This is a genomic window from Variovorax sp. GW531-E2 (genome assembly GCF_059423125.1).
In genome coordinates this window covers 1-12,102 of sequence record NZ_JBWKXQ010000005.1, presented here as the reverse complement: position 1 = coordinate 12,102, position 12,102 = coordinate 1, and the positions used below count along the sequence as shown (strand labels likewise).

The 12,102-nt window shown below is 67.3% G+C and carries 14 protein-coding genes; 4 read left to right on the top strand and 10 right to left on the bottom strand.

Translation table 11 applies throughout. The features are described from left to right. Positions 1–2: 2 nt before the first annotated feature. The 4 genes from AC07XP_RS05065 to AC07XP_RS05050 are packed head-to-tail and all read right to left on the bottom strand — an operon-like array spanning position 3 to position 3,330. Complete coding sequence (locus tag AC07XP_RS05065; protein WP_390345359.1) at positions 3–1,283, bottom strand: TRAP transporter large permease; 1,281 nt, start codon at positions 1,281–1,283, stop codon at positions 3–5. Next, on the bottom strand, positions 1,280–1,846 hold the full coding sequence (locus AC07XP_RS05060; RefSeq protein WP_062476567.1) for a TRAP transporter small permease: 567 nt from the start codon (positions 1,844–1,846) through the stop codon (positions 1,280–1,282). The genes AC07XP_RS05065 and AC07XP_RS05060 overlap by 4 nt, the downstream gene beginning before the upstream one ends. Beyond that, positions 1,843–2,310: a type II 3-dehydroquinate dehydratase gene (locus AC07XP_RS05055; protein WP_495264001.1), complete on the bottom strand. Its 468-nt coding sequence runs from the start codon at positions 2,308–2,310 to the stop codon at positions 1,843–1,845. The genes AC07XP_RS05060 and AC07XP_RS05055 overlap by 4 nt, the downstream gene beginning before the upstream one ends. 36 nt (positions 2,311–2,346) lie before the next feature. Further along, positions 2,347–3,330, bottom strand: a complete 984-nt coding sequence (locus AC07XP_RS05050; protein ID WP_495264076.1) for a TRAP transporter substrate-binding protein — start codon at positions 3,328–3,330, stop codon at positions 2,347–2,349. A 195-nt stretch (positions 3,331–3,525) separates the two neighbouring features. Between AC07XP_RS05050 and AC07XP_RS05045 the strand changes: the two genes are divergently transcribed. Both AC07XP_RS05045 and AC07XP_RS05040 read left to right on the top strand, forming a co-directional pair. Beyond that, positions 3,526–4,308 (top strand): IclR family transcriptional regulator, encoded by a 783-nt coding sequence (locus AC07XP_RS05045; RefSeq protein ID WP_062476577.1) that lies wholly within the window; start codon positions 3,526–3,528, stop codon positions 4,306–4,308. Between the two features lie 46 nt (positions 4,309–4,354). Next, positions 4,355–5,374 carry a TRAP transporter substrate-binding protein gene (locus AC07XP_RS05040; RefSeq protein ID WP_062476580.1) on the top strand — a complete coding sequence of 340 codons (1,020 nt, stop codon included), beginning with the start codon at positions 4,355–4,357 and terminating at the stop codon, positions 5,372–5,374. Positions 5,375–5,430: 56 nt separating this feature from the next. Here AC07XP_RS05040 and AC07XP_RS05035 read toward each other — a convergent pair whose 3' ends face one another. Next, on the bottom strand, positions 5,431–5,922 hold the full coding sequence (locus tag AC07XP_RS05035) for a hypothetical protein (RefSeq protein WP_492685075.1): 492 nt from the start codon (positions 5,920–5,922) through the stop codon (positions 5,431–5,433). Positions 5,923–6,152: 230 nt separating this feature from the next. Here AC07XP_RS05035 and gdhA point away from each other — a divergent pair, with 230 nt between their 5' ends. After that, a complete protein-coding gene (gdhA, locus tag AC07XP_RS05030) occupies positions 6,153–7,496 on the top strand; it encodes an NADP-specific glutamate dehydrogenase (protein ID WP_095744520.1) in 1,344 nt (447 codons plus the stop codon). Positions 7,497–7,511: 15 nt separating this feature from the next. Here gdhA and AC07XP_RS05025 read toward each other — a convergent pair whose 3' ends face one another. Then, positions 7,512–7,751: a hypothetical protein gene (locus tag AC07XP_RS05025; RefSeq protein ID WP_095951069.1), complete on the bottom strand. Its 240-nt coding sequence runs from the start codon at positions 7,749–7,751 to the stop codon at positions 7,512–7,514. A 55-nt stretch (positions 7,752–7,806) separates the two neighbouring features. Continuing rightward, positions 7,807–8,301 (bottom strand): MerR family transcriptional regulator, encoded by a 495-nt coding sequence (locus AC07XP_RS05020; protein WP_495264000.1) that lies wholly within the window; start codon positions 8,299–8,301, stop codon positions 7,807–7,809. Positions 8,302–8,370: 69 nt separating this feature from the next. Between AC07XP_RS05020 and AC07XP_RS05015 the strand changes: the two genes are divergently transcribed. Then, positions 8,371–9,612, top strand: a complete 1,242-nt coding sequence (locus tag AC07XP_RS05015; protein ID WP_495263999.1) for an NADH:flavin oxidoreductase/NADH oxidase family protein — start codon at positions 8,371–8,373, stop codon at positions 9,610–9,612. A 7-nt stretch (positions 9,613–9,619) separates the two neighbouring features. Here AC07XP_RS05015 and AC07XP_RS05010 read toward each other — a convergent pair whose 3' ends face one another. From AC07XP_RS05010 to AC07XP_RS05000, 3 genes are all read right to left on the bottom strand, one after another. Then, entirely contained in the window at positions 9,620–10,747 is a 1,128-nt protein-coding gene (locus AC07XP_RS05010; RefSeq protein ID WP_139705761.1) for a phosphatidate phosphatase App1 family protein, read from the bottom strand. Beyond that, positions 10,744–11,262: a dihydrofolate reductase gene (locus AC07XP_RS05005; RefSeq protein WP_495264075.1), complete on the bottom strand. Its 519-nt coding sequence runs from the start codon at positions 11,260–11,262 to the stop codon at positions 10,744–10,746. The genes AC07XP_RS05010 and AC07XP_RS05005 overlap by 4 nt, the downstream gene beginning before the upstream one ends. 5 nt (positions 11,263–11,267) lie before the next feature. Next, on the bottom strand, positions 11,268–12,102 hold an 835-nt coding region (locus AC07XP_RS05000), incomplete at its 5' end, for a thymidylate synthase (protein ID WP_495263998.1).

Genomic DNA, 12,102 nt, shown 5'->3' with positions numbered 1-12,102 from the left:
GCTCAGCCCCCGAACCACCGCGCCGGCACGATCACCAGCTGCGGAAACGCCACCATCACGAACAGGATCGCGAACTCGGCCAGCATGAACGGCACCACGCCGCGCGTGACGTCGTCCATCGAGATCTTGCCGACGCCGGCCACCACGTTGAGCACCGTGCCCACCGGCGGCGTGACGAGACCGATCGAGTTGTTGATGATGAACAGCACGCCGAAGTACACGGGGTCGATGCCGGCCGCCTTCACCACGGGCATGAGCACCGGCGTGAGGATGAGGATGGTCGGCGTCATGTCCATCGCCGTGCCCACCACCATCACGAGCACCATGATCGCGATCATGAGCAGCATCTGGTTGCCCATGAACGGCTGCAGCATGCCCACGATCTTGGAGGGCAGGTCGGCCACCGTGATGAGCCAGGCGCTCACCATCGCCGCGGCGATCAGGAACATCACGATGGCGCTGGTCTTGGCCGCGCTCACGAAGATGGCGTACAGGTCCTTCCAGGTGATCTCGCGGTATACCACCGTCGACACGAAGAGCGCATACACGGCGGCCACCACCGCGGCCTCGGTGGGCGTGAACACGCCCATGCGCAGGCCCACGAGGATGATCACCGGCAGCATCAGCGCCCACAGCGCGTTGCGGAAGGCGGCGGCAATCTCGGCCGACGACTTGCGCGGCGGCGGCACGATCTTTTCGCGCCGCACCAGCCAGGCCCAGGTGATCCACAGCGCGCCGCCGATCAGCAGGCCCGGCACGATGGCCGCGAGAAACAGCTTGGAGATCGACACGTTGGCCGCCACGCCGAAGATCACGAGGCCGATGCTCGGCGGGATCACGGGGCCGATCACGCCGGTGGCCGCAATGAGGCCGGCCGCGCGCGGCTTGTCGTGGCCCGCGCGCACCATCATCGGCAGCAGCAGTGCGGTGAGCGCGGCGGCATCGGCCACGGCCGAACCCGAGAGCGCCGACAGCAGGCAGCCCGCCATGATCGTCACGTAGCCGAGGCCGCCCTTCACGTGGCCGACCAGCGCGAGCGCGAAGTCGACGATGCGCTTGGACAGTCCGCCCACGTTCATGATCTCGCCCGCGAGCATGAAGAAGGGCACGGCCAACAGTGGAAAGCTGTCGGCGCCGCCGATCACGTTCTGCGTGAGGATCTGCGCGTCGAACAGGTCGAGGTGCCACATCAGCGCCACGCCGCTGGCCAGCAGCGAGAAGGCGATGGGAATGCCCATCGCCATGGCGAGCAACAGCGAGCCGACAAAAACAACGATGGTCATGGCCGTGCCCCCGGTTCCTTGGCATCTTGCGAACCCAGGATCTGCTGCAGCTGCACCGCTTCTTCCGACTCCTGCACCATCACCAGTTCATGGTCGGCGATGCGGCCCGTGAGCAGGCGCAGCAGGTCGAGCGCCAGGATGAGCCCGGCCAGCACCGAGAACACGATGCCCGCCGCGTAGACGATGGCCATCGACGCGCCGGTGACGGGCGCCGTCACGTCCCAGTTGATGCGCGCCTGCGCGATGCTGCCCTGCAGCAACAGCCAGACGATGTAGAGCATGACTGCATGGCCGACGGCCAGGCAGATCTTCTTGCCGATGGGGGGCAGCTTCTGCACCACCATGTCCACACCCAGGTGCCCGTGCTCCTTCAGCGCAACCACGGCGCCCAGGAAGGTCATCCAGATGAAGAGCCAGCGCGAGATTTCCTCGGACACCGTGATGCCCGAGTTGAAGCCGTAGCGCAGCACCACGTTGCCGAACACGAGCACGACCATGACCGCGAGCGCGGCCGCGATCAGCGCCTCGATGCCGGTGCAGCACCGGTCGAGCCAGCGGGTCATGCGGAGGCCTGCGCCTGGACTTGAGCCTGCGCCTGGCGCTGCATGTCGACCAGCGCGCGCAACGCCGCCAGGTACGACAGCGGGCCCAGGCCCTGGACCGTGCCCTTCACCGCCGGCGAGATGATCGAATGCGCGCGCCATGCCTCGCGCGCAGCGATGTTGGACATGTGGACCTCGATGGTCGGGAACGGCATGGCCTTGATCGCATCGTGCAGCGGCACGCCGTGCTGCGTGAGGCCGGCGGGGTTCACCAGCGCGCCCTGCGCATCGTCGATGTGGGTGTGCAGGAAGTCGATCAGGTCGCCTTCGTGGTTCGACTGGATGGTGTCCAGCGTCACGCCGAGTTCGCCGGCGAGGGCCTGCAGCTGCGCGTTGATCTCGGCGAGCGTGGTCTTGCCGTAGATGTGCGGTTCGCGGCGACCGAACAGGTTGAGGTTGGGGCCGTGGAGAACGAGGATCTTCATGGGGAGCTTCGGTGAGGGACGGGCTGGCTTGCTGACTTACTTGCGGATGCGCACGAGCTCGTCGTTGTAGAGCTTGACGATGGCGGGGTCGTACTGTGCGGCGAACTTGTCGACGACGGGCTTGGCGATGTCGCGCATGCGCTTCTGTTCGGCGGGCGAGAGTTCATTGAACTGCGCGCCCTTGGCCTGCAGGTCGCCCACGGCCTTTTGCGCGGCGGCGCGGCTCACTTGGCGCTGGTAGCCGCGTGCCTCGTTGGCCGCGTCGTTCATCATCTTCTGCTCGGCAGGCGTGAGCGAGTCCCAGAACTTCTTGCTCACCAGCACGATGTTGGCGGCGTACACGTGGTTGGTGGCGCTGACGAACTTCTGCACTTCGTAGAACTTGTTCGACAGGATCACCGCATACGGGTTCTCTTGCCCATCGACCGCCTTGGCTTCGAGCGCGCCGTACAGCTCGGCGAAAGGCATCGGCACGGGGTTGGCCTTGAAGGCCTTGAAGGTTTCGAGGAACACGGGGTTGGGGATCACGCGGATCTTCAGGCCCTCGAGGTCTTCAGGCTTGGTGATGGGCCGCTTGCTGTTGGTGACGTTGCGAAACCCGAGGTCCCAGTAGCCCAGGGCGACGAGGCCCTTCTCGGGGAGCTTGGCGATGAGCGCTTGGCCCAGGGGCCCGTCGAGCAGTGCATCGGCCTGCGCGAAGTTGTTCACCGAGAAGGGGAAGTCGACGAGGCCGAACTCCTTGACGATGCCGGCGAGCGATGTGGTGGCCGGCGCAGACATCTGTTGCACACCACCCTGCAAGGCCGACTGCTGCTGCATCTCGTTGCCCAGTTGCGAGGCGGGGAACTCCTGGACCTTCATCTTGCCGCCGCTCTTGGCCGAGAGCAGTTCGGCAAAGCGCTTGACGCCGAAGCTCACGGGGTGGTCGGCGTTGTTCAGGTGGCCGAAGCGGATCACGCGCTCCTGCTGCGCCCACGACGGGGCGGTGAGGCCGGCGCACAGGCCGGCCACGGCAAGCATACGAAGAAGTTTCACGAAGGGTCCTCAGGCGGGAAGGAAGAAAGAGGGAAGGAAAAATGCCGGACGGAGGCGATCGTATTTTTGTTGGAAAGAATTTCCATAATGGAAATCCCTTCCCCGAGTTCTGCTACGCTGGCGGACCCTGAGTGGCGGGCCGCATCGCCCGCGTTGACGAGACGACATCTGGAGGACGAAATGAGCGGAATACTGGAACGCAGCTTCAAGGTGCTGGAACATCTGGCGGAGCATCCCGAGGGGTGCGCGCTGTCGGCGTTGGCCAGCGAATTGCAGATTCCATTGAGTGCATCGCACCGATTGCTCGCGGAGCTCATCCGCTGCGGCTACGTGCGGCAGGAGGCGCGCGACGGCCACTACGTGCTGACCATCAAGCTGGTCTCGATCAGCCTGTCGTTCCTCAGCCGCTCGGGCATCGTCGACATCGCGCAGCCGCTGCTCGACCAACTGGCTTCGACCTCGGGCGAGCTCGTGCGCCTGGCGGTGGTCGACGGCGAAGACCTGACCTTTGTCGCGAAGGCCCAAGGCGCCACGCATGGCCTGCGCTACGACCCCGACATGGGCTTGTCGGTCGCGCTCTCGTGCAGCGCAGCCGGGCATGCGTGGTTGTCGACCATGGGCGAGGATGACGCGATGGCGCTCGTCGCCAAGAAGGGGCTGGGCAAGCCCGAGGACTACGGCCCCAAGGCCCCCACGTCGCTCAAGGCCGTGATGGCTTTCGTGAAGGCGGCGCGCCAGCGCGGCTTCAGCATGATCAACGAGGTGTTCGCCCCCGCGATGACCGCCATGGCCGCACCCGTGTTCGGCGCCGACGGCACGGCGATCGGGGTCGTCACCATCGCGGGCCCGTCGGTGCGGCTCACGCCGCAGCGCATGGAAGCGCTGGGGCCGGCGCTGTGCCAGGCCGCCGAAGAGGTGGCGCGCGCCAGCGGGGCCTCGGCGTTGTTCAAGAAGAGGGCGTAGGCCCAGCCGTTTGCACCATCCCCAACAAAGAGAAGGAGACATCACCATGAAGACGAAGCATTCGAAGCGCACCCTGCTGCTGGCCGCCATGGCGGCGGCCCTTGCGTTCGCCGCCCCTGGTGCGTTCGCGCAGCTCAAGGAGCGCACCATCAAGTTCGCGTTCCAGAACCAGGCCGGCCATCCGCAGGCGCAGGGCGCACAGAAGTTCGCCGACCTCGTGGCCGCGAAGTCGGGCGGCAAGATCACCGTGAAGCTGTTCCCGGGCGGCACGCTGGGCGGCGACCTGCAGACGGTGTCGGCGCTGCAGGGCGGCACGGTGGAGATGACCGTGCTCAACGCCGGCATCCTGTCGGCGCAGGTGAAGGAGTTCGCGGCCTACGACTTCCCGTTCCTCTTCAACAGCGGCAAGGAAGCCGACGTCGTCACCGACGGCCCCTTCGGCCAGAAGCTGATGGCCAAGCTGGAGGACAAGGCGCTGCACGGCCTGGGCTACTGGGACCTGGGCTTTCGCAACCTGACGAACAGCAAGCGTCCGATCGTCAAGGCCGACGACATCGCGGGGTTAAAGATCCGCGTGATCCAGTCGCCGATCTACATCGACATGTTCAGCGCGCTGGGCGCCAACGCCACGCCGCTGCCGTTCCCCGAGCTGTATCCCGCGCTCGACCAGAAGGCGGTCGACGGCCAGGAGAACCCGAACACGACCATCCTGTCGTCCAAGTTCGCGGAAGTGCAGAAGTACATCACCCAGACCCGCCACATCTACAACCCGCAGGCGCTGCTGATCAGCCGCAAGACCTGGGACGGCATGAGTGCCGACGAAAAGAAGATCGTCAACGAGGCCGCCGCGGAGGCGACCACGTTCCAGCGCCAGGCCTCGCGCGGCGCCGCCGACAGCGCGCTCGACGCGCTCAAGAAGGCCGGCATGACGGTTTCGGAGCTGCCACCCGAAGAAATGGCGAAGCTGCGCGCCAAGGTGAAGCCGGTGATCGACAAGTACACAGCCTCGGTCGGCGAGGCCACCGTCAAGGAGCTGATGGCGGAGATCGAGAAGGCGCGCAAGTAGCAGGCGAGCGCGCCCTTGATCCGGGGCGCCTTGCCTTCATCGTCCCCGGTTCCCGGTCAGAGCTCGCGGTAGTCCCGGATGCGCGCGCGTGCGAGCTGCTGCGCCGCTGCAATGGCCGCCGGATCGGCCGCGGCCGCATCGGGCAACCAGTGGAAGGCGTCCGGGCCGTGGCACAGCAGCAGGCCGTCCTTGAAGCGGCGGGCCTTGGTGTAGGCCTCCCAGCCGTGGCGCACCTCGCTGTGGCGGCCCCGTGCGTGGGAGCCGCTCTCCGACAGCGAGAAGTCGATCTCGTCGTTGTAGAAGGGGCTTTGCCTGAAGCGATGGAGGGCCAGCCGGGCGATGGCCGGCGCGCTCAGCAGCAGCGCGATGCCCACCGCGAAAACGACCGCCAGGACGGGAAACCCTTCGTAGACGCATATGGCCAGGGCCAGGGCGAACAGCAGCGCCAACGGCCACTTGAACCGGACCCACCAGACCTGCTGCAGGTTGCGCAGGAAGCCGGTGAGCACATGCGCCTGCGAGAACTGGAAGCGGTAGCTGATCTGCATCTTTGAATTCCGAGACGGGCCGTGCGGGAGGGCGCGGGGCGGGATTCTGACCGCTTTTTGCGGGTGCCGGTGCGCTCCGGCGATGTTCCAAGTTGGGGCCTTGCCACGCCACACGCCCCAAACAGCGCACCTTGTTAGGGCTTTGCGCCTCAATCTGGTTCTCCGATCCGGCAAAATGCAGGATTCGCATAAGGTTATGCACCGTTTTGGAAAACAGAGGATTGATTGGAATGAAGCACGCATCCGTCGGGGGGTTCCTCGCACACGTCGCACAACGCAACCCCGGACAGCCCGAGTACCTGCAGGCCGTGACCGAAGTGATGGAGAGCCTGTGGCCCTACATCGAGAAGCACCCCAAGTACACGAGCCACAGCCTGCTGGAGCGGCTGGTGGAGCCCGAGCGCGTGATCATGTTCCGCGTGTCCTGGGTGGACGACCACGGCGAGGTGCAGGTCAACCGCGGCTTCCGCATCCAGCACAGCCTGGCCATCGGCCCCTACAAGGGAGGCATGCGCTTCCACCCCTCGGTGAACCTGTCAATCCTCAAGTTCCTGGCCTTCGAGCAGACCTTCAAGAACGCGCTGACCACGCTGCCCATGGGCGGCGGCAAGGGCGGCGCCGACTTCGACCCCAAGGGCAAGAGCCAGGGCGAGGTGATGCGCTTCTGCCAGGCGCTCGTGACCGAGCTGTTCCGTCACGTGGGCTCCGACACCGACGTGCCGGCCGGTGACGTGGGGGTGGGCGGGCGCGAGGTCGGCTTCATGGCCGGCATGGTCAAGAAGCTCACCAACCGCGCCGATTGCGTGTTCACCGGCAAGGGCCTGAGCTTCGGCGGTTCGCTGATCCGCCCCGAGGCCACGGGCTACGGCAACGTCTACTTCGCGCAGGAAATGCTCAAGCGCAAGGGCCGCAGCTTCGACGGCCTGCGCGTGAGCGTCTCGGGCGCGGGCAACGTGGCGCAATACACCATCGAGAAGGCCATGGCGCTGGGCGCCAAGGTGGTCACCGTGTCCGACTCGAGCGGCACCGTGGTCGACGAGGAAGGCTTCACGCCCGAGAAGCTGGCCGTGCTGATGGACGTGAAGAACCACCTCTACGGCCGCGTGAGCGACTACGCCGAGCGCACCGGCACCCGCTTCGTGGCCGGCGCCACGCCGTGGCACGTGCCGGTCGACGTGGCGCTGCCCAGCGCCACGCAGAACGAGCTCAACGAGGAAGACGCGCGCACGCTGGTGAAGAACGGCGTGGTGTGCGTGGCCGAAGGCGCCAACATGCCATCGACCATGGAAGCCGTGAAGGTGCTCGAAGGCCACGGCGTGCTGTACGCGCCGGGCAAGGCCAGCAACGCGGGCGGTGTGGCCACGTCGGGCCTGGAGATGAGCCAGAACGCGGCCCGGCTGTCATGGACGCGCGACGAGGTCGATGCGCGCCTGCTGCAGATCATGCAGGGCATCCACGAGTCGTGCCTGCACTACGGTTCGCGCGCCGACGGCAGCGTGAGCTACGTGGATGGCGCGAACATCGCCGGCTTCGTGCGCGTGGCCGATGCGATGCTGGCGCAGGGCGTGGTCTGAGCGTGCGGGCGAACCTCAGAGTTCGATGAACGAAGAGGTCGCCTTGTTCAGGGCCAGGCGGCCCTTCGCGGTGATCGATTCCACCTGGGCCAGCTGATGGATCGCGCGCTCGTCGGGCGCGTGCTCCGACGGCGGAATGAAGGCAGTCACGAGGTCGGCGGCACGCAGCACGCGCAGCCTGTCGATGTCTGCGGGCGTGTGGAGGACGTATGGCAATTTCTGCTCGGCGAGGGTCCGAAGAAATTCCATGGACATGGGTCGTCTCCTTGTGTTGAGGGGAGGGCGGTCCGGACATTGTGCGCACAAACAATTAGCGCTGTCTAAACCCTGCGCCGCGCATGCCTTTCGGGGCGTGTACCGAAGTTTCCAGTTCTTTCTGCGGGCGCGAGGGACGTGCCACTTTGTTTCTGGTCGTAGCCATGCTTTCGGCCAGCGTGGCGGGGTCCATGCATTCGCCGGCGGCCCAGGTCTGGCGCAAGGTGGTGCGCAGGTCGGTCAGGTCGCGCCGCTGCGCGCGCAGGCCGGCCATGAGCTGGTCGATTTCGCGCACGCGGCCGTCGAGCCGTTCGAGCAGGTCGTCCCCCGAAAAGACCTCGCAGCCCGCGAAAGCGCTGCGCAGGCTGTCCAGCGAGAAGCCGAGGTTCTGCGCGATCTGGATCAGCTGCAGCCGCTTGAGCGCGGCCTCGGTGTAGACGCGGTACCCATTGGCGCCGCGCTCGGGTGCGGGCAGCAGGCCGCTTTGTTCGTAGAAGCGGATGGCCGAGGGCGCCATGCCGGTCTTGTCTGCCAGTTCACCGATCTTCATATCGCTTGACCTTCAAGTTGGCTTGAATCTTAGCATCGGGTTTTTCCACTTCACCACCCGGTCCTCATCGTGAACTCCTCGCCGCTTTTTCAGCCGCTGACCCTGCCCAACGGGAGCGTCCTGCCCAACCGCCTGGCCAAGGCCGCCATGGAGGAAAACATGGCCGATGCCGGGCAACTGCCGGGCGCGGCGCTGCACGACCTGTACCGCGTCTGGGCGCAGGGCGGGGCGGGCCTGATCCTCACGGGCAACGTGATGATCGACGGCCGCGCGCTCACCGGTCCGGGCGGTGTCGTGCTCGAAGCCGATACGCCGCTCGAGCGCTTCACCGAATGGGCCACGGCCGCGCGCAGCGGCGGCGCGCAGGTGTGGATGCAGATCAACCATCCGGGCCGGCAGGTGCAGATCAGCATGGGCGGCACGGCCTGGGCGCCGTCGTCGGTGGCGCTCGATCTGGGCAAGCACAGCAAGCTTTTCGTGCAACCCAAGGCGATGAGCGAGGCGGAGATCGCCGAGACCGTCGACCGCTTCGCCGCCACGGCGCAGGCCGCCGAGCGTGCGGGCTTCACCGGCGTGCAGGTGCATGCGGCGCACGGCTACCTGCTCTCGCAGTTTTTGTCGCCGCTGACGAACCAGCGCACCGATGCCTGGGGCGGCAGCCTGGAGAACCGCGCGCGCTTTCTGCTCGACGTGGTGCGTGCCGTGCGGGCCCGCGTGGCGCGCGGCTTCGCCGTGGCCGTGAAGCTCAACTCCGCCGACTTCCAGCGCGGCGGCTTCTCGGAGAACGATGCGAAGCAGGTCATCCGCTGGCTCAACGACGAGGCCGTGGACCTGGTCGAGCTGTCGGGCGGCAGCTACGAGAGCCCGGCGATGCAGGGACGCACCGCCGACGGCCGCACGCTGGCGCGCGAGGCCTACTTCCTGGAGTTCGCCCGGGAGCTGGCCGCCGAGGCGCGCATGCCGGTCATGACCACGGGCGGCATCGTGCGCCGCGCCGTCGCCGAACGGGTGCTGGGAGAAGGCGTCGCCGTGGTGGGCATGGCCACCGCGCTGGCCGTGGCGCCCGACCTGCCGGCACGCTGGCGCGCGGGCGAAGACGCGGCGGCGCAGAGCCCGCAGGTCGACTGGAAGGACCAGGTCATGGCCGCGCTGGCGCGCATGGCGCTGGTGAAGCGCCGGCTGCGCACGCTGCGCCCGGGCCGCAACAGCGCGCCCGCGCATTCGCCGTTCCTGACCCTGGTGCTCGACCAGCTGCGCACGAAGCGGCTGACGAAGCGCTACCGGCGTTGGTTGGGCGCGCGCGCGGCGTGAACCGCCGCTATCGATTGGCTGGTTGAATGGGCCAGGCGGTGGTGTCGGGCCGCAGCAGGTGCCAGACCACGGGCGCGATGCCTTCGAAGGTGGCGCGGTAGCGGTCGGACAGCCGGTTCTCGTCGGTCACGTCGCGGATCACGATGCCGTCGATGCGCTGCGGATGCGCGCGGAACACCTGCGCGTAGATCTCGGGATCGGCCTCGCCCGAATCGCCCACGAGCAGGAAGCGGCGCTGCGGAAATTCGGCCAGCAGCCGCTCGATCACGCCGAGCTTGTGCGCGCGCGAGTCTTCGGCGCTGGGGATCAGCGTGCGCCATGTCGTGCTCTCGCGCAGGTGCATGCTGCCGGCGGGAAAGTCGGCGTCGCGAATGAAATCGGTGAGCGCGGGGTACAGCTGGATCGGGCTGCCCGAGAGGTAGTGAAAGCGCGTGCCGGGCGCCTGCGCCAGCGCGCGGTAGTGCGCCGCCATGCCCGGCGCGGCCTCGAAGCGGCGCGCGAAGGTGTTCAGCAGCATCTCGCGCCGGTCGCGCACCTGCGTGCGCTTGATGGTGTCGTCGATGTCCGAGATGACCGACACGCCCTGCGCCGGCACGATCTGCGCACGGCCGCGAAAGCGCGGCAGCAGCTCGCCCGGGCCGGTCACGCCGTGGAACGGCAGCCACTCCTGTGACGCCGGGATGTGCGAGGCCTCGACGACCGCGCGCAGGTTGCTGCGGCCGTCGGCGCCCGTGGGCGGCATCGTGAGGCGCGTGGCCGAGCCGTCGAAGACGACGTCGATGACCTTGTCTTCTTCCGACTCGGCATGGAACAGCGCGGTGCGCTGGCTGAAGCGCAGCCGCGCGGCCGGCGTGAGCTTCTTCAGATTCATGCCGAGGTAGCGCGCGAGCGCGGCGTCGAGGCCCCAGCGGTGCTCGCGCTCGAACACCCAGGCATGCACGTCGACCTCGAGCCGGCCGTCGGCCGTGGGGCGCGCGGTGCCGGGCATGAACAGCGCCTCTTCGTCCGACTCCAGCGGCCCGGCGGCCTGCAGGGCCTGCAGCGGCGCGAGGCCGGCGAGCAGGGCGGCACCGGCCAGCACGGTGCGCCGCGACAGTTGTGGCGAGGTACCGGGCGCGCGGTGCTTGATCGTCATGCAGTGACGCGTTCGTAGGTCACGAAGCTGAAGGGCAGGCCGTCCTTGGCCGAGACGTGCGACTCGCGCTGCGTTTCGCGCCACACGGCGGCGTCGAGCACGGGGGCATGCGCGTCGCCTTCGTAGTCGCGTGCGATCTCGGTGACCACCGCGCGTTGGGCCAGTGGTTCGGCTTCGGCGTAGATCTGTGCGCCACCGATCACCCAGACTTCGGGCGAGTCCGCCGGCGTGCACAGCGACAGCGCATCGGGCAGGCTGCCGACCGCTTGCGCGCCTTCGGCTTGCCAGTCGGCTTGTCGCGTGACCACGATGTTCCGGCGGCCCGGCAGCGGGCGAAAGCGCGGCGGCAGCGAATCCCAGGTCTTGCGGCCCATCACCACGGGTGCGCCCGCGGTCTGCTGCTTGAAGTGGGCCATGTCCTCCGGCAGGTGCCAGGGGATAGTGTTGTTCACGCCGATCACGCCGTTGGCGGCGCGCGCGAAGATCAGGTTGATGCGGGGCGTGGCGGCGCTCATCGCGTTCACACCGCCACCGGCGCCTTGATCGGATCGCCGTGCTTGTAGTCCAGCACTTCGAAGTCTTCGTACTGGTAGTCGAAGATCGAATCGGGCTTGCGCTTGATGTGCAGCGTGGGGTAGGGGAAGGGCGTGCGGCTCAGTTGCAGCTTCACCTGCTCGGCGTGGTTGCTGTAGATGTGGCAGTCGCCGCCGGTCCAGATGAAGTCGCCCACGTCGAGGTCGCACTGCTGCGCCACCATGTGCGTGAGCAGCGCGTAGCTGGCGATGTTGAAGGGCACGCCCAGGAAGATGTCGGCGCTGCGCTGGTAGAGCTGGCAGCTGAGCTTGCCGCGCTCGCCTTCGGCCTGCGGCGGTGCCACGTAGAACTGGAAGAAGGCGTGGCAGGGCATGAGCGCCATCTTCGACAGCTCGGCCACGTTCCAGGCGCTCACGATGATGCGGCGCGAGTCGGGGTTGCTCTTCAGCGTCTTGATGACGTCGGAAATCTGGTCGATGTGGCCGCCGTCGGGCGTGGGCCAGCTGCGCCACTGCACGCCGTACACCGGGCCCAGGTCGCCGTCTTCGCGCGCCCATTCGTCCCAGATGGTGACGCCGCGCTCCTTGAGCCAGTTGTTGTTGCTGGAGCCGGTCAGGAACCACAGCAGTTCCTGGATGATGGACTTCAGGTGCACCTTCTTCGTGGTCACCAGCGGAAAGCCCTCGTTCAGGTCGAAGCGCATCTGGTGGCCGAACACGCTCTTGGTGCCCGTGCCCGTGCGGTCGCTCTTGAACACGCCGTGCGTGTCGACGTGGCGCATGAAATCTTCGTACTGGGAGCGGACGGGGCGGGCAGGGAGG